Genomic DNA, 19,627 nt, shown 5'->3' on the forward strand with positions numbered 1-19,627 from the left:
ACCACAGCGCCGGACCACACTCCGCCCCGCGCGGTCGGCGTTTGACCTTCGAGCCGAGTCGAAGGTTTAGCGTCGGGGCCATGGAGGCTATGCGGATTTCGCAGCTGGCCGAGCGATCCGGCGTCGCGGCGTCCACGCTGCGCTACTACGAGGAGCGCGGGCTGCTGCCCGCGCGGCGCTCGGCGGCCGGATACCGGCTCTTCGGTGAAGGCGCCGTGGAACGGCTGGCGTTCATCACCACCGCCAAACGGCTGGGGCTCGACCTGGCGGAGATCGCCGAGCTGCTGGAGGTGTGGCAGAACGGCGCCTGCGCCCAGGTGAAGGCGTCCCTTCGGCCGCGCATCGACGAGCGGCTCGCCCGGACCCTGGCCCGCGGTGCCGAACTGGAGGGCTTCGCGCGCCTGCTGCGTGGAGCGCTGGCCCACCTGGATGCGCTGCCGGACCGGCAAGGGCGCTGCGATTCCGAATGCGAGTTCCTTGATCTCGGAGACGGGGGAGACCTCGTCGCGGCATCGCCGGAGCTGCCGCCGTCGGCCGGAGGGGCGCCCCCGGTGGCGTGCTCGCTGGACGCCGCGGACATGGACGAGCGGATCGGCCGGTGGCGGCTGCTGCTGCACGGTGCCCGCCGCGAGGAGATCCCGGGCGGGCTGCGCCTGAGCCTGCCTGCCGGGCGCGCCGCGGACGCGGCGGGGCTGGCCGCCGCCGAGCAGGAGTGCTGCGGGTTCTTCACCTTCACGCTGCACCTGCAGGACGGCAGGGTCCTCTTGGACGTTCGCGCCCCGGACGGAGCGCGGGACCTGCTCACCGAGGTGTTCGGGGCGAAGGAGGACCGCCGCGCCCCTGAGGGGAGCAGGCCATGCTGACCCGGCGTGGCACGGTGCTGGTCACCGGCGCCTCATCCGGAATCGGAAGGGAGTGCGCCCGCCTGTTCGCCGGGAGGGGCTTCCAGGTCTTCGGCACGAGCCGCCGCGAGCGCCCCGACACCGACGGCGTGCGCATGCTGCGCATGGACGTCACCTCCCCCGCCTCGGTCGACGAGGCGGTGGGGGAGGTGCTCGCCCGCTGCGGGGGCATCGACGTCCTGGTCAACAACGCCGGCGTGATGCATGAGGGTTTCGCCGAGGAGACGACGCCCGCCGAGGCCGAGGCGGTGTTCGCCGTCAACCTCTTCGGGGCCGTGCGGGTGACCGACGCCGTCCTGCCGGGCATGCGCGACCGCCGCAGGGGGGCCATCGTCAACGTCGGATCGCTGGCCGCGTGGGTCGGGGAGCCCGGCGAAGCCTTCTACGCCGCGTCGAAGGCGGCACTCGCCCGCTATACCGAGGCGCTGCGCCACGAGGCCGCGCACTGCGGCATCGCGGTCTCACTGGTGGAACCGGGCGCGTTCACCACCGGTGTGGTCGCCGCGTCCACCCGTTCCACGGCCGCGATCGCCGACTACGACGGCCCGCGCGAGAGCGCCCGGCACACCCTGCACGAGGGGCTGCGCCGGGGAGCCGATCCGCGCAGGGCCGCCGCGGTGGTGGTCAGGGCCGCCTGTGCACGCTCCCCCCGGTTCCGCTACGGGGCGGGCACCGAGGCGGTCTGGCTGCCGGCACTGCGGGTGCTGATGCCCCAGCGGCTGTTCGACCGCCTGCTGCGCCGCAGCTTCGGCCTGCCCCGCTGATCCCGCGCGCCACGTGCCGGTCTCCGGGGGGAGGCGTCGCCTTTTGTTCCCCCTGGACCTGCGATGTGGACGGCCCGTGTGAGCAGGCCGTCCACATCGCCGTCTCGGTGGAGCCGAACCGCAGTGATGTGCGGCGCAGAGGACTCGCCGCGGTAGGACCGCGAGCACCCGAACCGGGTCTGCGGTCCGGTGTCCGAGGTGAAGCCCTTTCAACTCTTCCCTTACGTAAGGGTAGAGCCTGAACGGCGGAGGCCGGAGCCGTTCCCAGCTGCGTACTCTCCGGCCTCCTCCTGGCGCGGTGGCTCGGGCGGCTTCCCTGAGCACCCGCCCGGGCCACAGCGCCGGACCACTCCGTCCGCCGTGGACATCGCCACCGGCGAAGTCCAGGCCGAGACCGGGCTGCCCGAGGCATCCAACGCGCTCACCGGGGTCCGGACCGGCCGGTCCCGGAACGGCCGCCCCGCGCCGGCGGTCCGAGACCCGCCCCGCACGCCCCGTCGCCACCCGGCCCGGGGCGCTCACAGTCCCAGGATCCGCCGCAGCTCCCGGGCCTGGCGGCGGGACACCTCCACGCGGCTCCTGCGGGGGTCGTCCATCACCAGCATCAGCGTGCCGCGGAAATCGGGGGCCAGCTCACGCACGTAGTCGAGGTTGACCAGGTAGGAGCGGTGGGCGCGGAAGAAGCGGGTGCCGTGCAGCCGCCGCTCCAGCTCGTTCAGGGAGTAGCTGACCAGGACCCGCTCGTCGGCGAACTGGAGGTAGGCGTAGCCGCGCGCGGCCCCCGCGTAGACGATCGAGGACTCGTCGAGCAGAACGGTCCGGTCGCCCTTGGTGACCGGTATCCGGTGCGGGGTCTCGGCGGGGTCGGGCCGGCGCGGTGCCGGGGGCGCGGCCGCCGGCTCCACAGGGCGGCCGGCGGGGGCCCGGTCCGGCGCCCGGTCCAGGGCCCGGTCCAGGGCCCGCCCGAGCCGGTCGGCGTCGAACGGCTTGACCAGGTAGTCCGCGGCGTCCAGGTCGAAGGCCTCGACCGCGTGGTCGGGGAAGGCGGTGGTGAAGATGATCCTGGGGGGATCGGCCCCGCCGCGCAGGTGCCGCGCGATGTCCAGGCCCGTCCCGCCGGGCATGCGGATGTCCATCAGGACCAGGTCGTAGTCGAGCGACCCCAGGAGCAGCAGCGCCTCCTCGGCGTTGGACGCCTCTCCGACGACTTGAACGTGGTCGAACCTTGACAGCAGGTAGCGGAGATCGGCCCTGGCCGGGGCCTCATCGTCGACGATGAGGCATCGGGCTCGCATAGCTCATCCCAGGGGGGTCTGCAGATCGACGACGGTTCCACCGTCCTCGCTGGACCGGATGTCAAGACGATAGCGCTCGCCGTAGAGCGATGCCAAGCGGCCGGCGATGTTGCTGAGCCCCTGGCCGTCGCCCGGGCGGCGCTCGCCGTTGGAGATCCGCTCCAGGACGTCGGCGGGGATGCCGGCCCCGTCGTCGGCGACCCGGATGGAGGTCGTGCGGGTCAGCGGGTCCACCCGGGCCTTCAGCGTCACCGTCCCGCCCTCCACCTTGTCCGTGAGGCCGTGCTTGATCGCGTTCTCCACCAAGGGCTGGATGATGAGGACCGGCACGCGCGCGGTGAGCACCTGCGGGTCGATGTCGTAGCGCACCCGCACGCGCTCCCCGTAGCGCGCCTGCTCCAGGGAGACGTACGTGCGCACGAAGAAGTACTCCTGGCCGAACTTGGCGAAATGCCCCTCCTGGCGGACCACATAGCGGAAGAAGTCGGAGAGGCGCACCAGGAGCTGGCGGGTCTCCTCCGGGTCGGTGTGCGCCTTGGAGGCGATCGTGTTCAGCGTGTTGAACAGGAAGTGCGGGTTGATCTGGGCCCGCAGCGCGTCGAGCTTGGCGTCCACCGCGAGCCGCTGCCGGCGGTTGAGCTCGGCGAGCTCCAGGTGCAGGGAGAGGATGCCCGCGAGGCCCTCCACCACCCCGCGCGGCGTCAGCGCCCCGTCGCACCGGAAGACCTGCAGCGTCCCCACGGTGCGCTTGCCGTCGGTGAGCGGGGCGATGACCGCGGTCCGCAGGGGGCACTCCGGCGCGGGGCAGCCCAGTTCCCCGCCGCGGCGCACGAGCACGGTCTTGCCCCGGCTCAGCGCGCCTGCGGTCGGCGGGGCCGCGGCGTCGCCCGACCGGTGGTGCCCGGCGCCCGGACCGGCGAACGCCAGCACCCGCTCCCGGTCGGTGATGGCGACCGCGGCGCCGCTCAGCAGCGGCTGGAGCAGCTGGGCGGTGCGGCGGGCCCCGTCGGCCGTCAGGCCGGAGCGCAGCGGCATGGAGCGGCCCACCGCCGCGATGGTGGTGCCGTGTCGGCCCTGCTGCAGGCGGGCGGGCGCCGACCGCGTCCGGCCCTTGCTGCGCGGGCCGCGCAGCGCCGAGGGGTACCCGACGACGAGCGCGGTCGTCAGACCGGCGCCGATCAGCACGGTGGTGCCGGTGCCCAGCGGAGGGGCGGCGAGCACCTGGGTCACCAGGTACATGGCCCCCCACAGCAGGGCGATGACCCCGGCGAGGGGGAGGCTCCCGTTGCTCATCGGCGCCCCCCGTCCCGGTGCTCCCTGCTCCGGCGGCCCAGCCCGGCCATGGTCAGCCGGGCCAGCCGCACGGCGCGGCGGTCGGCCGCCGTGCCGTGCATGCGCGTCCACATGCCGTCCACGTCCTTCGGCGGCCGGGTCGCCAGCGACACGGCCACCGCGGCGGCTGCGGCGCAGGGGGCCGAGACGAGGGTGGGCGTCAGGAGCGCCTGCGCGGCCCCGGCGTCGCCGAGGAGCAGGCCCGCGGCGCCCATGGCCACCGCCACGGCCGTCCCCGTGGCCATGCCCGCCACGGCGCCTGGCCCGGTGGTGCGGCGCCACCAGATGGCGAGGATGAACACCGGTGTCAGGGCCGAGCCCGCCAGCACGAACGCCCACGTCACCATGGTCGCCACGATCGACGGGAACTGGCCGCTGAGCGACTCGGGCGGCACCGCCAGTGCCAGCGCCGCCGACAGCGCGGCGACGAGCACGACCGCGCCGCGGCCGGCCCGGAGCGCCTGGCGCTGCGTGGCCCGCGGGTTGAGGTAGCGCTCATAGATGTCGTGCCCCCAGGAGGCGGCCGAGGCCAATAGCAGGCCGCCGATGGTCGACAGCACCGCCAGCAGGGCGCCCACGGCCACCGCGCCCAGGCCCGCCGGCCCGCCGAAGACCTCGCCCAGCACCGGCATCGCGTGCTCGGGGACCCGCAGCACGCCGCCGGTCGTGAGCCGGTCCACCCAGGGCGTGTCCGCGGACGCGTCCTGGACGATGGAGCGCGCCGCGATGCCCAGCAGCCCCGCCAGGACGTAGAACAGTCCCGCCAGGCCCACCACCCAAACGGTCGTCATGCGCGCCGCGGTCCCCGTGGGGCTGGTGAAGTACCGGTTCATGATGTGCGGCAGGCCGGCGGTCCCCATCGCCAGCGACACGATCAAGGCGCCCTGTTCCAGCTGGCCGTACTGGCCGCCCGGCTCGCCGAAGAACGCGGGCGCCCCCGGGTCCAGCCGGTTGGGGACCGGTTCCAGCCGCCAGGCGCCGCCGTCGTCCACCGGGTTGGCCAGCGGCCGGGAGGACAGCTCCCGCAGCGCGTCGGGATAGCTGAACCCGGATGCCGCGATGACGGCGACCAGCCACAGGAAGATGGCCAATAGCAGGAGGAACTGCACGGCCTGGGTCCAGGTGGTGCCCCGCATGCCGCCCAGGGCGACCATCAGCATGACGGCGGCGGTCGAGAGCAGCACGCCGGTCGTGTACGCGGGCAGCCCGCCCAGCCCTCGGCCCACGGCCAGCTCCCAGATGATTCCGCTGGCCACCGCCTGGGGGACCAGGTAGGCCAGGATGACCAGCTGCACGACGGCCACCGAGGTGAGCCGCGCGCCGTCCGACCCCAGCCGCTTGCCGAGGAAGTCGGGGATGGAGAACTCGCCGAAGCGCCGCAGGGGCGCGGCGACGAACAGCAGGACCGGCACGAATCCGGCGGCGAACCCGGCCGCGTACCACATGCCGTCCAGCCCGGAGGCGTACACGGCCGCGGCCACGCCCATGAAGGAGGCGGCCGACAGGTAGTCGCCGCAGATCGCGCAGGCGTTGGTGGCGACGCCGACGCGGCGCCCGGCGAGGTAGAAGTCGAGGGTGGAGGCGCGCTGCGGCCGGATCAGGACGGCGACCGCCCCGACCGCCGCCAGCAGCACGACGAGCAGCAGTCCGCTCGACATCACGCGGCGGGCGGCCCGTCGCCGCGGGGGGCGTCGCGGCCGGGGCCGCCGAGCATCCGCTCCTCGACGGCGTTGGACAGGGTCGCCGCGGCCAGGCAGACCGTGAAGAAGAACGCGTAGAGCCCGAACGCCGTCATGGCGAACATGGGGCTCATCCCGCCGAAGAGCCGGCCCTGCGACCACCAGGCCAGCGCGCCGGTGAGCAGTGGCACGGCGGCGAGGACGCCGGTGAACACGGCCACGTGGCCCAGGGCGACCCTGCGCAGCGTGCGGAACGCGGCGTCGACCTCGGCGGGGGTGTCGTGCTCCTCGGCAGGTGGGCCGGGATCATGGCGGTCGTGCACGGGTCAGCCCGCGGCGTGCCTGCGGCGCGCGGACGACAGCAGCAGGGCCACGCCGGCGCCGATGATCACCAGGCCCACACCGGGGAGCAGCTTGCCCCAGCTGTCCGTGGCGCTGCTGAGCTGAGCGATGCGTGCCAGCTGCCACAGCACCAGCACGCCCGCCAGAGCCGCCGGCAGGAGCGCGTGCGCGAGGGCGATCCGCCGGTAGGGCAGCAGGGCGCCGGCCAGGGCGAGGACGCCGGCGCACATGACCCACAGCCCGGGTCCGCCCATGCCGGACAGGTTGCCCAACGGGGTCGACACCCACGGCGTGAACGAGCCGATGACGAGCAGCAGCCCGCCGCCGAGCATCCCGATGCTGCCCGGGTGGAGGACGCGCCGGGCCGCCCGGGGGGCGGCGGAGCCGTTCGAAGGCGACATGGCCGAATCATAGCCACAGGCGGTGCCCCTGTTGAGGGGGTGCGGGGTGGACGGTCCAGATGCGCTCCCAGCGGTCCGCGGCGGGGATCGAACGGTCCGGAGTGCGACATATGCCGCTCATGGCGGCGAAACGACCGCTCGAAAGGCGGACCGGCCGCTCGTCCGGCCCGGCCTTGTGCGCCCCGCCGCGGGTGCGCTGGTGTCGGAGCCCCGTACACAGAGGAGAAACGAGCGTGGCTGATTCGCAAGTCAACAGCCCGGAACCCCCGGGCGGCAACGGCTGGCGGCGCGAGTACTGGAAGAGGAACATCCGGCTGGTGACGGTCCTGCTCGTCATCTGGTTCGCGGTGTCGTTCGGCTGCGGGATCCTCTTCGTCGAACAGCTCAACCAGATCACCGTCGGCGGGTTCCCCCTCGGCTTCTGGGTCGCCCAGCAGGGCTCCATCTACGTGTTCCTGCTGCTCATCCTCGTCTACTGCCTGTACATGGACCGCTTGGACAAGCGGTTCGGCGTCTACGAGTACGACGACGAGGCCGGCGTGGGAACCGAGGAGGGCGGTGAGGCATGAGCCAGATCCAGCTGTGGACGACCGTCTTCATCGTCCTCTCCTTCGGCGTCTACATGGTCATCGCCTGGCGCAGCCGGGTCCGGGAGACCGAGGGGTTCTACGTCGCCGGGCACGGCGTCCCCACCGTGGCCAACGGCGCCGCGATCGGGGCCGACTGGATGTCGGCGGCCTCGTTCATCTCGATGGCGGGGCTCATCGCCTTCCTGGGCTACGACGGCAGCATCTACCTCATGGGCTGGACCGGCGGCTACGTCCTGCTCGCCCTGCTGCTCGCGCCCTACCTGCGCAAGTGGGGGAAGTTCACGGTGCCGGAGTTCGTCGGCGACCGGTACTCCGAGCCGGTGCGCAGCCTCGCCGCGGTCGCGGCGATCCTCATCTCCTTCACCTACGTGGTGGGGCAGATGAACGGCGGCGGCATCGTATTCAGCCGCTTCCTCAACATCGACATCGCCTACGGGGTGATGATCGCGGCGGTGATCATCTTCGTGTACGCGGTGCTGGGCGGGATGAAGAGCATCACCTGGACGCAGGTCGCCCAGTACACGGTGCTCATCACCGCCTACCTGATCCCGGCCGTGGCCGTGGCCCAGGTGATGACCGGCATCCCCGTCCCCCAGGTGTCGTTCGGCCAGATCCTCAACGGCCTGAACGAGCTCTCGGCCCAGCTGGGCCTGGAGGTCTTCACCGACCCCTTCACCTCCCGGCCCATGGTCGACATCTTCCTGGTGACGATGGCGCTGATGATCGGCACCGCCGGCCTGCCGCACGTGATCATCCGCTTCTACACCACCAGGACGGTGCGGGGCTCCCGCTACTCGGCGTTCTGGGCGCTGTTCTTCATCGCCCTGCTGTACACCACCGCCCCGGCGGTGGGCGCCTTCACCAAGTTCAACCTGCTGGAAGGGGTGAACGGCACCGCCACGGACGACCTGCCGGCCTGGGTGGACAACTGGGCGGCGACCGGGCTGGTGACGGTGAACGGGAACGCCGACGTCATCAACTCGGTCAGCAACGACCCGGCGGCCGGGGCCGACCTGACGGTCAACAACGACATCCTGGTGCTGGCCTCGCCGGAGATCGCCGGGCTGCCGGCCCCCATCGTCGGCCTGGTCGCGGCGGGCGGGATGGCGGCCGCGATGTCCACCGCGGCGGGGCTGCTGCTGGTGATCTCCTCGGCGGCCTCCCACGACCTGTACTTCCGCTACTTCCGCAAGACCGCCGGCGACCGCGAACGCCTGATGGTGGGGCGGATCGCGATGGCGGCGGCGATCGTGGTCGCGGTGGTCGCGGGCATCAACCCCCCGGCGTTCGTCGCGCAGGTGGTCGCATTCGCCTTCGGTATGGCGGCGGCGAGCTTCTTCCCCGCCATCGTCCTGGGCATCTTCTGGAAGCGGTGCAACGCCGTGGGGGCCGGGGCCGGGATGGCCGCGGGCCTGGTCCTGACGGTCGGGTACATGCTCTACACGCTGGAGGTCTTCGGGCTCCAGGCGAACGACCACGTACTCGGGATCAGCCCCGAGGGGATCGGCGCCGTGGGTGCCGTGGTGAACGTCCTCGTCGCAGTCGTGGTGTCCAAGATGACCGCGCCCCCGTCGCGGTACATCACGGAGATGGTGGAGGGCATCCGCTACCCGGCCAAGCGCCTGGAACCGGCGGAGGAGGGCGGGCGCTGAGCCGCGCCCGCGGCCCCGCACCCGCCGCTCTTCCGCGATAGCCCGTAGGCCCCCTCGCCACACAGGCGAGGGGGCCTACGGCCTGCGATGCGCCGATCAGCCGCCGGCCTTCGTCTCCTCCGCCGCGGAGGATTCCGCCCCCGCTCTGACGCGGGGCCGGGTCCCCGGAGGGGAGGTGGGCGATGTGGACGGCCAGTGTGAGCAGGCCGTCCACATCGCCGTCTCGGTGGAGCCGAACCGCAGTGATGCGCGGCGCAGAGGACTCGCCGCGGTAGGACCGCGAACACCTGAACCGGGTCTGCGGTCCGGTGTCGGAGGTAGAGCCCTCACCGTGCCTACCGGAAGGCGGGCACGACCTCCTTGATGAACAGTTCGAGGGACCGGCGCTTCTCCTCGTGGGGCAGGCCGTTGTCGATCCAGAAGCTGTACTCGTCGATGCCCAGCTCCTCATAGCGGCGCAGTCGCTCGACGAGCTCGTCCGGGGTGCCGATCATCGCGGTCTTGTGCAGGGACTCGGGCTCGAATTCCGGGCGCCCCTCGAACTTCGACTCCGGGCTCGGCTCAAGGAAGCCGTTCTCGGGCGTCCGGTCGTTGCCGAACCAGGCGTCGAAGGTGCGGTAGTAGCGCTGGACGGCTTCGGCCGCCGGGCGCCAGCCGTCGGGGTCCTGGGGGCTGTGCACGTGGGTGTGCCGCAGCACCATCAGCTCGGGCCTCGGGACCTCGGGATGGTCGCCGACCGCGGTCTCGAACTTCTCGACGAGGTTCTCGACCTCCTCGATCCCCTTCATCAGGGGCGTCACCATCACGTTGCACCCGTTGGCGACGGCGAAGTCGTGCGAGGCGGGGTCGCGGGCGGCGATCCACACCGGCGGTGCCGGCCGCTGCACCGGTTTGGGCACGCTGGTGGAGGTGGGGAACCGCCAGATCTCCCCGTCGTGGGCGTAGTCGCCCTGCCAGAGCGCGCGGACCGCCGGGACGAGCTCACGGAGGTACCGTCCGCCGTCGCTCGCCGACAGGCCGTCCGTGAGCCGGTCGAACTCGAACTGGTGGGCGCCCCGCGCCAGGCCGATCTCGGCCCGGCCGCCGCTGATGACGTCCAGCAGCGCGGCCTCGCCGGCGGCCCTGACCGGGTGCCAGAACGGGGCGACGATGGTGCCCGCGCCGAGCCGGATCGTCGAGGTGCGCGCCGCCAGGTAGGCCAGTTGCGGAATGGGGCTGGGGGAGCCGACGAACTCCATGGAGTGGTGTTCGCCGATCCACACCGTGCCGAAGCCGCCCGCTTCGGCGATCCGCACGAGTTCGGTCAGGTCCTCGAACTGCTGGGAAGGGCTCACGCTCTCGTCCCAGCGTTCCATGTGCGCGAACAAGGAGAATCTCACTGCTGCTCCCGATGTGCGGTGTCGGCGGGGCGCCCGGTGTCGGCGCCGTCGTTCTGTCGTCCGGTGCTGTGGCCGGTCCCGCTCGCGGAGTCCATCTCGGCGAGGGTCACGTCGCCGGTGGCCCAGTGCGTCCGCGGCACCTCGCGGACGACGACACGGACGTACTCCGGCCTGGTTCCGGTGGTGCGGACCACCGCTGCGTGCACTTCGCGCATCAGGTCCCGGACCTGAGCCGCGGTGCGCCCTTCGGCGAGGGCGATGTCGACCTGCGGCATCTCAGCTCCGCAGGATGAAGGGGTCGGCCACGGGCTCATCGCTGGTGTTGATCCAGACGCTCTTGAGCCGCGTGTACTCCTTCATGGTCTCGGTGCCGTGCTCGACCCCGACACCGCTGGTCTTGAAGCCCTGGCGCGGCGACATCGGCGACATGGCCCGGTAGGTGTTGACCCACACGGTCCCCGCGTCCAGGCGCGCGGCCATCCGGTGGGCCCGTCCCAGATCCCTGGTCCACACCCCCGCCGCGAGGCCGTACTCGGTGTCGTTCGCGAGGCGGACGGCCTCCTCCTCGGTGTCGAAGGGCATGATCGCGACGACGGGGCCGAAGATCTCCTCCCGGACGACGCGCATGCCGTTGTCCACGCCGACCAGGATGGTCGGCTCGTAGAAGTATCCGCCGAGGCCCCCGTCCGAGGGGCGGCCGCCGGTGAGGATGTGGGCCCCCTCGCTGCGTCCCAGGTCGACGTACCCGGCGACCTTGTCCCGCTGCTCCTCGAACGCCAGCGGGCCGATCTCGGTGGTCTCCTCCATGGGGTCGCCCATGCGGATGCGCCCCGCCCGCTCGGCCACGCGCTCCAGCAGCTCGTCGTAGACCGGACGTTGGGCGAACACACGGCTTCCGGCGATGCAGGTCTGGCCCGCGGCGGCGAAGATCCCGGCGACGACGCCCATGGCGGCGTTCGGGATGTTCGCGTCCTCGAACACGATGTTGGGCGACTTGCCGCCCAGCTCCAGCGTCGCGCCGACGAACCGGCCCGCCGCGGCCGCGGCGATGCCCGACCCGGTCGCGGTGCTCCCGGTGAACGAGATCTTCGCGAGGTCGGGGTGGTCGACCAGCGCCTGTCCCGCCTCGGCCCCGAAACCGGTGACCACGTTGACCGCACCGGCCGGGAAGCCCGCTTCGAGCGCGAGTTCGCCGAGCCGGAGCACGGAGGCCGAGGTGTGCTCGGAGGGCTTGACCACGACGGTGTTCCCGGCGCAGAGCGCGGGGGCCAGCTTGCTGCTGGTCAGCGTCAACGGTGAGTTCCACGGGGTGATGGCCCCCACCACGCCGAGCGGTTCCCGGGCCGTGTAGTTCAGGACCGTCCGGTCGGAGGTCGGCACGACGTCGCCGTGGATCTTGTCGGCCAGGCCGGCGTAGTAGTGGTAGTAGTCGGGCAGGGCGGCGAGCTGCCCGCGCATCTCGCGCAGCAGCTTGCCGTTGTCCCGCGTCTCCATGCGGGCGAGCTCCTCGGCGTTCTCGGCGATCAGGTCGCCGAGACGGCGCAGGAGGCGGCCGCGCCGGGTCTGGCTGAGGTCGCGCCAGCGCGGGTCGTCGAACGTCCGCTTCGCCGCGGCCACGGCCCGCCCGATGTCGGCGGCGTCGCCCCGGGCCGCCCGGTAGAGCGGTCGGCGCGTCGCCGGGTTCGTGCTCGTGAAACGGTCCCCGGCGGCGGGCTCGACGTGCTCGCCGTCGATGAGGTGGCTCAGCTTCTTCACGTCAGGCATGGGCGGTGTCTCCGATGAGGGCGGTGACGTGGTCGGCCACGGCCCCGGGCCGTTGGACCGGGAGCATGTGGCGTGTTCCGGGCACGATGGCGGCCCTGCAGTTCGGCAGGGCGGCCGCGAGCCGACGGGACATGCCGGGGGTCGACCCCGGGTCGTCCGCACCGGTGACCGCCACGGCGGGTGCGGTGATCCGGTGCAGGTCGGGGCCGAGATCGGCGTCGGCGGTCGCGAACACGCGGTAGCAGTTGTGGAAGGACTCCACGTCGTTGGCGCGCAGGGTGGCTTCGGTGCGGCCCACCCACTCGGCGCCGACGTCGGTGCCCGCGTACCACCGGCGCAGTGACGCGGAGACCGCCGCCTCGAAGTCGGTGCGCGCGAGGCGGAGCCGTTCGAGCACCTGTTCCCGCTCTTGCGGGGTGCGCCTGCACACCGAGCTGACCGAGGTCAGCGTCGCGACCAGTTCCGGCCGGTGCAGCGCCAGGTACTGCGCCACGAGCGCGCCGAGGGAGAAGCCGACGACGTGGGCGCCGGGAGGAATCCCCGTCGCGGCGTCGAGCGCCAGGTGCTCCAGGGTGGTGCCCGCGGGGGCGGGCCTGTTCCGTCCGTGCCCCAGGAGGTCGGGCGTGACGAGGGCGAAGCGGTCGGCCAGCAGCTCGGCGGTGGGCTCCCACATCGTGCGGTCGAGCCCGACACCGTGCAGGAGCACGACGGTGGGCCTGCTCATGCCGACGGGTCCCGCTCGGTCGAGAAGGCCGCGAGCCGCTGCTGGGGGCGGCCCTGTGCGGCGGCCGCCAGCGCGATGACGATCTCCTCCGGGTGCGGCGCGTCGGCGATCCGGACCTCCACCGTCTGGTGGTGGGAGCGGATCGTCGCGTCGGTGACGTGCTTGAGCGGGATGTCGAACACGATCCCGGCCGCGCCGCGCTTCTCGACCGCGGGAAGGAGCGTGGTGGCGTCCGCGGCCTTGCGGAAGTGGTCACCGAAGGCGAGGGTGTGGATGAGCGCGGACCCGTGCTCGATCTCACCGTCGAGGCCGACGATCGCGGCCTTGCCGTAGGCCTCGGCCGGGGCGCCGAGCTCCTCCAGCACCGCGGGCGCGAGCAGCGCGCCGAGGTCGGAGGCGTTCGCGTCGATCCCCGGGCCGAGGTCCTCGACGAAGCCCTGTCCGGCCCACGGGTTGCGGATCACGGCCGCGACGACGGCGACGGTGGCCGGAGGGCTGACCGCGCGTTCCCCCTCGACCCGGACCTCCTCGACGACGGTGACGGTCTTGCGGACGTTCATGACGGTGTTCCCTCCAGGGTCTCGGCGGTGACGACCGGGTCGGTCCTGCGGTCTCCGATCCGGGGGTGCGGGCGCGGGCCGGTGGAGGCGGCCGCGATGACGACGATCTCGTCGGCCCGGGGGGCGTCGGGGACGCGTGCGCTGATGGTCTGGTAGTGGCTGCGCGTCGCGGCGTGCGTCTTGTGCCAGAGGGGGACGACCAACGACTCGCCCGCCTCGGCCCGCGTGTCGGCGAAGCAGATGATCGACTCGCCGTGGAGCGCCTCCCGGACCAGGTTGCCGAAGTACGGCGTGTGGATGAGCGCTCCGGCGTGCTCGATCTCCCCGGCGGTGCCGACGACCGCCGCCTTCCCGAACGCCTCGATCCCGTGCACCGGGCCGAGCGCGTTCACGAGCCGGTCGCAGAGCAGTCCGGCCAGTACGGGCCCGATCCGCTCCTGCTCCTCGGCGAGGTCGGTGAGCGGCGCCGTGCCGGACCACGGATTGCCTACGACGGCGGCGACGCTGGCGCGCCGCGCCGGCCGGTCCGGCGCCAGCCCTGCCTCAGTGACGATCGCTTCGCGGTAGGTCACCAGTTTGCGGACGCGGACCGGTTCAACCGAGGGCGCGCCACCAATCTCTTGCATGCAAGGAACGTTAGATATCCGTGCCGTGTGAGTCAAGAGAGGTTCGCCGCCATCGCCCACCATGCTGGATGGTCCGGGTTCATAGCCTCTATGAACTGCGTGACCACCGTACCGATGTCGATCGGGACGTGGATTCCCGCGTGGCGCTTGACATGTGGCCTGTGACGTGGCTTACCGTTTCTTGTATGCCAGCGCCCTCCGGCGGGCGGCTTGTACGGCAGCGCGGCTCGAGGCCCGACTCAGGGAGTGTCATGTCCAGACAGCTACACGGGGGTTCGGAACCGGACCTCGCGGCGGCACCGGAGAACGGACCCCCGGGCGGGGGCGGGAGGCTCGGCTCCGTCTTCTGGACGTCGGTCGCCGTCGCGGCGGTCTTCATCGCCTGGGCGACCCTCTTCACCGAGAACCTCAACAGCGTCACGGAGTCGTCCCTGAACTGGGTCACCTCGTCGTTCGGCTGGAGCTACCTGCTCGTCACCCTCGGCATCCTCGTCTTCCTGGTGTTCCTCGCCTTCAGCCCCGCGGGCCGCATCCGGCTCGGCAAGGACTCCGACCGGCCGGAGTTCTCCACCCCGGCCTGGCTCGCGATGCTCCTCGGCGCCGTGATGGGGATCGGCCTGATCTCGTACGGCGTCGCCGAGCCCATCTCGCACCTGGCGGAACCGCCCCACGGCCTCGCCGAGCCGAACACCCCCGAGGCGGCGGTGCACGCGCTGCAGTACTCCTACTTCGACTGGGGCCTGCACGCCTGGGGCGTCTTCGCCGTGTTCGGCCTCGCGATCGCCTACTCGACCTACCGCAAGGGGCGCCGCCCGCTGGTGAGCCAGCTGTTCACCCCGCTCCTCGGCGACAGGGCCAACGGCCCGGTCGGCAAGGCGATCGACGTCCTCGCGGTGTTCGCGACGCTCTTCGGCACGGCCACGTCCCTGGGGCTGGGGGCGCTCCAGATCAACAACGGGCTGGGCCGGCTGTTCGGGATCCCCGTCGGCTCCGTCGCCCAGGTGCTCATCGTCGCCGCCGTCACCGCGGTGTTCACCGTGTCGGCCGTCAGCGGCATCGACCGGGGCATCAAGATGCTGAGCTTCACCAGCGGCACCCTGGCGATCGCGATGTTCGTGTTCATGCTGATCGTCGGCCCGACCGTCTTCATCGCCAACCTCTACATCGAGTCGATCGGCGTGTGGGCCGGGGACTTCTTCCGGATGAGCCTGCAGGGCACCGCCTTCGGCGGGCTGGAGTGGATGCAGTGGTGGACCTATTTCATGCTGGCCTGGTGGGTGGCGTGGGGCGCGTTCGTCGGCATCTTCCTCGCCCGGATCTCCCGCGGCCGCACGATCCGCGGGTTCATCACCGGGGTCCTGACCGTCCCGAGCCTGGCCTTCTTCACCTGGTTCGCGGTGTTCGGCGGCTCGGCCATCCACGTGGACCTGTTCCGAGGCGGGGACATCGCCGACCAGACCGCGGCCGACCTCGGGAACGCCTTCTTCGCGACGCTCGAACAGTACCCCCTGCCGGCGGCCACCTCGGCGGTCGCCGTCCTGCTCGCGGTGATCTTCTTCGTGACCAGCGCGGACTCCAACACCTACGTGCTGGGGTCGATGACCTCCGAGGGCTCACTCGCCCCGCGCCGCCCCGTCCTCGTCCTCTGGGGCGTCCTCACAGGCGGCACCGCGGTCACGCTGATGCTCGCCGACGGCCTCGACGCGCTCCAGAACACCGTGATCGTCACCTCGCTGCCCTTCCTGGTGATCATCGCCGGCGTCGCGGTGTCCTTCTGGAAGGACCTGGCGACGGAATGGCCGGGCGGGACCGCCGACACACCCGACACGACTCCCGAGACGCAAGAGGAGGCGAAGGCCGATGCCGCACACTGACACCCGGCGCGCGCACATCGAGAAGGTCTGGGCGGCGGCGTGGAACCACGGGGACGTCGACGCGCTCGACGAACTGCTCGCCGACGGCTACCTCCGCCACGGCAGCGAACCGCACCCCCAGGACCTGCGCATGTTCAAGGCGTCGGTCGCCGCCACCCGTTCGGCGTTCCCCGACCTGACCACCACGCTCGACGACGTCGTCATCGAGGGCGACCGGGCCGCGGTCCGCTGGCACAGCACCGGCACCCATGAGGGCGCACTCCTGGGTGTCCCCGCCACCCGGCGACGCGTCGAGGTCGCCGGAGCGACCTTCGCGCGCTTCGACGGAGAGCTCATCGCCGAGGAGTTCGTGACCTGGGACCCCCGGGCCCTGCTCTCGGCGCTGGGGATCATCGCCGTCGGACAGGACTGATCAGCGGTACGACAAGGAGCACCCTCATGCCCACGCTTCCGGCGACCCCCGACACCGCCCTGATGAAGCAGGTCAACCGGCGTTTCGTCACCGGCGTCACCGTCGTGACCGCCCTGGACGGCGCCGCCCCGAAGGGCCTTGCGGTCAACGCCTTCGCCAGCATCTCACTGGAGCCGCCGACGGTCATGGTGTGCGTCCAGCGGTCCTCCTCCACCCACGACTGCCTGTTCAGGACCGGCCACATGGCGATCAACATCCTGTCGACGGCCCAGATCGACGTGGTCCAGCGCTTCGCGGCCAAGTCCGACGACAAGTTCACCGGACTCGACTGGACGCCCGGGCCCTTCGGAAGCCCGCTGATCGCGCGCAGCGCCGCGCAGATGGAGACCGAGATCCGTGAACGGCTCCAGGCCGCCACGCACACCGTGTTCATCTGCCGCGTGGTCCACGCCGCGGTCACCGACGACGCCCCGATGGTCTACAGCGCGGGCGGATTCGTCGACGGTGGAGCGCTTCCGCCTTTGGGATGATCGGCCCTACGACCGCGACATCGAGGAGCAGTCCAGTGACGGAAGAAGCGGGCGGTTCGACCACCACGTCGATCCAGGCCAAGGTCATCGCCGAGATGCGCGCACGCATCATCAGCGGTGAGGTCGACCCGGGCGCGCCACTCTCGGAGCTCGTTCTGGCCGACGAGTTCGGTGTCAGCCGCACCCCGGTCCGCGAGGCGTTCAAGCAGCTCCAGACCGAGGGCCTGGTCGAGATCCGGCCACGGGTCGGGACCTTCGTCACCACTCCGTCCCGGCGCGAGATCACCGAACTCTTCGAGATGAAGGAACTCCTCGAAGGCGCCGCCGCCCGCCTCCTCGCCCAACGGGGCCGCGTCCCCGAGATCGACCGCCTCCGGCACAACCTCGCAGAGGCCGACGCGGCCGTGGCCCGCGACGACCGCGAGCACTACGCGGAACTGGTCGGGGAGTTCCACGACCTGCTGATCACCGGAGCGGACAACAGCAAACTCGAGGCGCATTACACGACCCTGATGAACCAACTGGCCTACCCCCGGCTGGTGAAGACCTCCCTGGACCAGCCCGGGCGCCCGCTGCAGTCCGACCGTGAGCACCACCTGGTACTCGAACTGATCATCCAGAAGGACGGCGACAGCGCCGAACAGGTCATGCGCGAGCACGTCCGGGCCAGCCGCCGCGCCCTCCTGGCCGGACTCCCGGCTCCCGGCCCCGGCCCATCGACCGATCCCGCCAGGACCTGATCAGGGACCTGGCGAGCGCACGGACCGCCGAGCGTCACCGGCTCCGCCGTCGGGCCGCGGCGTAGTTGAGTCCGGCTTCGCCGGTGATCGTGCGCACCGCGTCGATCCGGCCATCGGTGACGTTGGCGGCGACGACGGCCGCCGGATTCGCACCGTCCTGGACCGCCGCGCCGATACGAGCCGGTTCAAGCGCAGATCGGTCGGCCCGGTCGGGCGGGCCGGTGGTCGCGGAGGTGGGGCGGCGATCCGGGACGCGGATGGTGCGGTGGTTCGACGTTGAATCCGGGTGGCTACTCGGGCGGCGATGCCCAGGAAGGGGCCGGGGCAGGTCGTCGCGGGCGGCGCCTTCGTCCAGGGGCTGCACGCGGCCGCCGCTGACCAGCACCCGGCCCTCGACCAGGGCGGACTCCACACGATCGGCCGTGAGCGCGGTCACGGCCAGGGCGGGCAGGTCGGTGTAGGGCTCGAACCGGGGGTGGTCGGTGTCGGCGGGCGCCACGTCGGCCCGCCTTCCCGGCTCCAGGCCGCCGGCTCCGTCGCTGAGGGCCAGCGCCCGCGCCCCCGCGATCGTGAGCATGCGCACCAGGCGGTCCGAGTCCGGCTGCCCACCGGCGCTGCCATGGTAGGCGGCGACGAACTCCTCGGCCCGCGCGGCCTGGACCTCGGCCGCACCCGCCGAGCCCCGGGAGCGCGGCCGAGCACGTCCGCGGATCCGTCCCGGCCCCGCTCGTACCGGATCGCACCCCCTCCGGAGCCGCACCGGGGACCGCACCGCCGATCGTGCCGGGCACGCCCGCGGGCGGTGCAGCGACTCAGTCGCAGACGTCGTCGGGATCGGTGATGAGGGCCCGGAACGTGATCGGGCCGACGACGCCGTCAGGGACGAGGCACTTGATCGACTGGAACTCGACCACCGCGCCGCGTGTGGCCGGACCGAACTCACCGTCCAGCACCAGCCGGTAACCGTATCCGGAGATCAGTGACTCCTGCACGGCCTTGACCCGGTTGCCGCTGTCGCCCCGGCGGACCAGCCCCAGGTCGTCGGTCAACGCCTCCCAGGTGGGTGCGTCCACCTCCGCGGACTCGGTGATCCCCCGAGCCGCCTGGTACTCCTGCACGGCATCGGCCAACCGCGCGTCGAAGTCCTCGTCGGCATGGTTGACATCCAGGAAGCCGTACTCCACCAGCAGGAACTTGACGACCGACACCTCCCAGCGGGAGTCGCCTTCGACCAGGTCGGGCCATTCGGCGGCCTCCACCGCCGCTACGACCTCCTCGGACTCCTCGGAGGTCTCCGGCCCATCGGCCAACGCAGGAGCCGGCATGATCCCAAGGCCCGCCGCCAGGACTCCCGACGCGACCATTACGGCCGTCCCTCGAAGCTTGAACACGGAACGCTCCCCCTTTCCCGGTAAGCACCGGCTGCACAGGTGCCTGGTATAGCGTTCACTGTCTTGACGGTCAGGAGGAGACCGGGGTTGACCGGTATGCCGGTCGATGGCCGGATACGGCCGTTCATCCAGGGGTATGCGCAGCACAGGCGGCCTGGGAGATGCCGCGGCGGCGTCGGGCCCGGCGGATGCTCTGTCCCTGGGGGTGCGTCCACGGGGCACTCCTCAGGAGGCGGGGGTTGCCGATCGGACCACGAGGTAGACGGTCGGGGCGTTCGCCATGGGGGCAGTGTAGAAGCCCTCTATACGTAAACGAGGTCGCTCTGGAGGCCTTCGCCGGGGCGCAGGGCGGCCGGCTGCGGCGGGGGAACTTCCGCGCCCGGTTCTGGCGGCCGGCCTGGGACGGGGAACCCGGCCACGACCAGGTGTGGCTGCGGGGGCCGGTCCTGCCGGGGTTCACCTTCAACGAGGGGCGCCACACCCACCGCACCTGGCTGTCGGAGGACGGGGTGCCCGAGGTGGCCCGTGCGGCCCGGCTGGGGCACCGGATGCCGGGGATGGGCGAGGTCTATGAGCATGTGACCCCGCCGATGGAGAAGAAGGTCCGTGATGTCCTGGAGGAGCGCTGGCGTCAGAGCCTTCAGGCGCTGCGTCCGGGGGAGTGCGAGCG

Annotated in this window: 22 protein-coding genes; 9 read left to right on the forward strand and 13 right to left on the reverse strand. The window is 72.0% G+C overall.

Annotation, left to right across the window (positions count from 1 at the left end; genetic code table 11):
* Positions 1–89: 89 nt before the first annotated feature.
* On the forward strand, positions 90–863 hold the full coding sequence (locus tag O4U47_RS16360) for a MerR family transcriptional regulator (RefSeq protein WP_270678734.1): 774 nt from the start codon (positions 90–92) through the stop codon (positions 861–863).
* Positions 857–1,666, forward strand: coding sequence for an SDR family NAD(P)-dependent oxidoreductase (locus O4U47_RS16365; protein WP_270678735.1), 810 nt, complete (start codon positions 857–859; stop codon positions 1,664–1,666). Before O4U47_RS16360 ends, O4U47_RS16365 begins: the two co-directional genes overlap by 7 nt.
* Before the next feature lie 518 nt (positions 1,667–2,184).
* Here O4U47_RS16365 and O4U47_RS16370 read toward each other — a convergent pair.
* From O4U47_RS16370 to O4U47_RS16390, 5 genes are read right to left on the reverse strand one after another with little or no spacing between them, the layout of a single operon-like run.
* Positions 2,185–2,961, reverse strand: coding sequence for a LytR/AlgR family response regulator transcription factor (locus O4U47_RS16370; protein ID WP_270678736.1), 777 nt, complete (start codon positions 2,959–2,961; stop codon positions 2,185–2,187).
* A gap of 3 nt (positions 2,962–2,964) precedes the next feature.
* Positions 2,965–4,254, reverse strand: coding sequence for a sensor histidine kinase (locus O4U47_RS16375; RefSeq protein ID WP_270678737.1), 1,290 nt, complete (start codon positions 4,252–4,254; stop codon positions 2,965–2,967).
* On the reverse strand, positions 4,251–5,951 hold the full coding sequence (locus O4U47_RS16380) for a sodium/solute symporter (RefSeq protein WP_270678738.1): 1,701 nt from the start codon (positions 5,949–5,951) through the stop codon (positions 4,251–4,253). The genes O4U47_RS16375 and O4U47_RS16380 overlap by 4 nt, the downstream gene beginning before the upstream one ends.
* Positions 5,951–6,295 (reverse strand): hypothetical protein, encoded by a 345-nt coding sequence (locus O4U47_RS16385; RefSeq protein WP_270678739.1) that lies wholly within the window; start codon positions 6,293–6,295, stop codon positions 5,951–5,953. The genes O4U47_RS16380 and O4U47_RS16385 overlap by 1 nt, the downstream gene beginning before the upstream one ends.
* Positions 6,296–6,298: 3 nt before the next feature.
* Positions 6,299–6,715: a hypothetical protein gene (locus tag O4U47_RS16390; protein WP_270678740.1), complete on the reverse strand. Its 417-nt coding sequence runs from the start codon at positions 6,713–6,715 to the stop codon at positions 6,299–6,301.
* Positions 6,716–6,948: 233 nt separating this feature from the next.
* Here O4U47_RS16390 and O4U47_RS16395 point away from each other — a divergent pair, with 233 nt between their 5' ends.
* Together O4U47_RS16395 and O4U47_RS16400 are read left to right on the forward strand one after the other, a co-directional pair.
* Positions 6,949–7,284, forward strand: a complete 336-nt coding sequence (locus tag O4U47_RS16395) for a DUF4212 domain-containing protein (RefSeq protein WP_270678741.1) — start codon at positions 6,949–6,951, stop codon at positions 7,282–7,284.
* Entirely contained in the window at positions 7,281–8,957 is a 1,677-nt protein-coding gene (locus O4U47_RS16400) for a sodium:solute symporter family protein (protein WP_270678742.1), read from the forward strand. The genes O4U47_RS16395 and O4U47_RS16400 overlap by 4 nt, the downstream gene beginning before the upstream one ends.
* Before the next feature lie 335 nt (positions 8,958–9,292).
* Here O4U47_RS16400 and O4U47_RS16405 read toward each other — a convergent pair whose 3' ends face one another.
* From O4U47_RS16405 to O4U47_RS16430, 6 genes are read right to left on the reverse strand one after another with little or no spacing between them, the layout of a single operon-like run.
* Positions 9,293–10,336, reverse strand: coding sequence for an LLM class flavin-dependent oxidoreductase (locus tag O4U47_RS16405; RefSeq protein ID WP_270678743.1), 1,044 nt, complete (start codon positions 10,334–10,336; stop codon positions 9,293–9,295).
* Positions 10,333–10,611 (reverse strand): tautomerase family protein, encoded by a 279-nt coding sequence (locus O4U47_RS16410; protein WP_270678744.1) that lies wholly within the window; start codon positions 10,609–10,611, stop codon positions 10,333–10,335. Before O4U47_RS16410 ends, O4U47_RS16405 begins: the two co-directional genes overlap by 4 nt.
* Before the next feature lies 1 nt (position 10,612).
* The gene (locus tag O4U47_RS16415; RefSeq protein WP_270678745.1) at positions 10,613–12,100 is read right to left on the reverse strand and encodes an aldehyde dehydrogenase; all 1,488 of its coding nucleotides are present in this window, start codon (positions 12,098–12,100) and stop codon (positions 10,613–10,615) included.
* On the reverse strand, positions 12,093–12,824 hold the full coding sequence (locus O4U47_RS16420) for an alpha/beta fold hydrolase (protein WP_270678746.1): 732 nt from the start codon (positions 12,822–12,824) through the stop codon (positions 12,093–12,095). Before O4U47_RS16420 ends, O4U47_RS16415 begins: the two co-directional genes overlap by 8 nt.
* Entirely contained in the window at positions 12,821–13,384 is a 564-nt protein-coding gene (locus O4U47_RS16425) for an amino acid synthesis family protein (RefSeq protein WP_270678747.1), read from the reverse strand. Before O4U47_RS16425 ends, O4U47_RS16420 begins: the two co-directional genes overlap by 4 nt.
* On the reverse strand, positions 13,381–14,010 hold the full coding sequence (locus O4U47_RS16430; RefSeq protein ID WP_270678748.1) for an amino acid synthesis family protein: 630 nt from the start codon (positions 14,008–14,010) through the stop codon (positions 13,381–13,383). The genes O4U47_RS16425 and O4U47_RS16430 overlap by 4 nt, the downstream gene beginning before the upstream one ends.
* A 251-nt stretch (positions 14,011–14,261) precedes the next feature.
* Here O4U47_RS16430 and O4U47_RS16435 point away from each other — a divergent pair, with 251 nt between their 5' ends.
* The 4 genes from O4U47_RS16435 to O4U47_RS16450 are packed head-to-tail and all read left to right on the forward strand — an operon-like array spanning position 14,262 to position 17,566.
* On the forward strand, positions 14,262–15,884 hold the full coding sequence (locus O4U47_RS16435) for a BCCT family transporter (protein ID WP_270678749.1): 1,623 nt from the start codon (positions 14,262–14,264) through the stop codon (positions 15,882–15,884).
* A complete protein-coding gene (locus tag O4U47_RS16440) occupies positions 15,871–16,296 on the forward strand; it encodes an ester cyclase (RefSeq protein WP_270678750.1) in 426 nt (141 codons plus the stop codon). Before O4U47_RS16435 ends, O4U47_RS16440 begins: the two co-directional genes overlap by 14 nt.
* A 26-nt stretch (positions 16,297–16,322) precedes the next feature.
* A complete protein-coding gene (locus tag O4U47_RS16445; RefSeq protein ID WP_270678751.1) occupies positions 16,323–16,826 on the forward strand; it encodes a flavin reductase family protein in 504 nt (167 codons plus the stop codon).
* A gap of 35 nt (positions 16,827–16,861) precedes the next feature.
* Positions 16,862–17,566, forward strand: coding sequence for a GntR family transcriptional regulator (locus O4U47_RS16450; protein ID WP_270678752.1), 705 nt, complete (start codon positions 16,862–16,864; stop codon positions 17,564–17,566).
* A gap of 34 nt (positions 17,567–17,600) precedes the next feature.
* Here O4U47_RS16450 and O4U47_RS16455 read toward each other — a convergent pair whose 3' ends face one another.
* Together O4U47_RS16455 and O4U47_RS16460 are read right to left on the reverse strand one after the other, a co-directional pair.
* On the reverse strand, positions 17,601–18,338 hold the full coding sequence (locus O4U47_RS16455; RefSeq protein ID WP_333563652.1) for an amidohydrolase family protein: 738 nt from the start codon (positions 18,336–18,338) through the stop codon (positions 17,601–17,603).
* Positions 18,339–18,378: 40 nt separating this feature from the next.
* Positions 18,379–18,891: a peptidoglycan-binding domain-containing protein gene (locus O4U47_RS16460; protein ID WP_270678754.1), complete on the reverse strand. Its 513-nt coding sequence runs from the start codon at positions 18,889–18,891 to the stop codon at positions 18,379–18,381.
* 491 nt (positions 18,892–19,382) lie between these two features.
* Here O4U47_RS16460 and O4U47_RS16465 point away from each other — a divergent pair.
* Positions 19,383–19,627, forward strand: a 245-nt coding sequence (locus tag O4U47_RS16465; RefSeq protein ID WP_270678755.1) for a site-specific integrase, incomplete at its 3' end; no start/stop codon positions are given.

The sequence above is a fragment of the Nocardiopsis suaedae genome, assembly GCF_027706745.1.
GTDB lineage: Bacteria > Actinomycetota > Actinomycetes > Streptosporangiales > Streptosporangiaceae > Nocardiopsis_A > Nocardiopsis_A suaedae.

What these genes read in the sequence shown, in the direction of transcription:
- O4U47_RS16435 (WP_270678749.1), top strand. Translation starts at nt 14,262, where the DNA reads ATGTCCAGACAGCTACACGGGGGTTCGGAACCGGACCTCGCGGCGGCA.
- O4U47_RS16420 (WP_270678746.1), bottom strand. Translation starts at nt 12,824, where the DNA reads ATGAGCAGGCCCACCGTCGTGCTCCTGCACGGTGTCGGGCTCGACCGC.
- O4U47_RS16410 (WP_270678744.1), bottom strand. Translation starts at nt 10,611, where the DNA reads ATGCCGCAGGTCGACATCGCCCTCGCCGAAGGGCGCACCGCGGCTCAG.
- O4U47_RS16460 (WP_270678754.1), bottom strand. Translation starts at nt 18,891, where the DNA reads ATGCCGGCTCCTGCGTTGGCCGATGGGCCGGAGACCTCCGAGGAGTCC.
- O4U47_RS16400 (WP_270678742.1), top strand. Translation starts at nt 7,281, where the DNA reads ATGAGCCAGATCCAGCTGTGGACGACCGTCTTCATCGTCCTCTCCTTC.
- O4U47_RS16415 (WP_270678745.1), bottom strand. Translation starts at nt 12,100, where the DNA reads ATGCCTGACGTGAAGAAGCTGAGCCACCTCATCGACGGCGAGCACGTC.
- O4U47_RS16430 (WP_270678748.1), bottom strand. Translation starts at nt 14,010, where the DNA reads ATGCAAGAGATTGGTGGCGCGCCCTCGGTTGAACCGGTCCGCGTCCGC.
- O4U47_RS16425 (WP_270678747.1), bottom strand. Translation starts at nt 13,384, where the DNA reads ATGAACGTCCGCAAGACCGTCACCGTCGTCGAGGAGGTCCGGGTCGAG.
- O4U47_RS16370 (WP_270678736.1), bottom strand. Translation starts at nt 2,961, where the DNA reads ATGCGAGCCCGATGCCTCATCGTCGACGATGAGGCCCCGGCCAGGGCC.
- O4U47_RS16365 (WP_270678735.1), top strand. Translation starts at nt 857, where the DNA reads ATGCTGACCCGGCGTGGCACGGTGCTGGTCACCGGCGCCTCATCCGGA.
- O4U47_RS16440 (WP_270678750.1), top strand. Translation starts at nt 15,871, where the DNA reads ATGCCGCACACTGACACCCGGCGCGCGCACATCGAGAAGGTCTGGGCG.
- O4U47_RS16375 (WP_270678737.1), bottom strand. Translation starts at nt 4,254, where the DNA reads ATGAGCAACGGGAGCCTCCCCCTCGCCGGGGTCATCGCCCTGCTGTGG.
- O4U47_RS16380 (WP_270678738.1), bottom strand. Translation starts at nt 5,951, where the DNA reads ATGTCGAGCGGACTGCTGCTCGTCGTGCTGCTGGCGGCGGTCGGGGCG.
- O4U47_RS16360 (WP_270678734.1), top strand. Translation starts at nt 90, where the DNA reads ATGCGGATTTCGCAGCTGGCCGAGCGATCCGGCGTCGCGGCGTCCACG.
- O4U47_RS16390 (WP_270678740.1), bottom strand. Translation starts at nt 6,715, where the DNA reads ATGTCGCCTTCGAACGGCTCCGCCGCCCCCCGGGCGGCCCGGCGCGTC.
- O4U47_RS16445 (WP_270678751.1), top strand. Translation starts at nt 16,323, where the DNA reads ATGCCCACGCTTCCGGCGACCCCCGACACCGCCCTGATGAAGCAGGTC.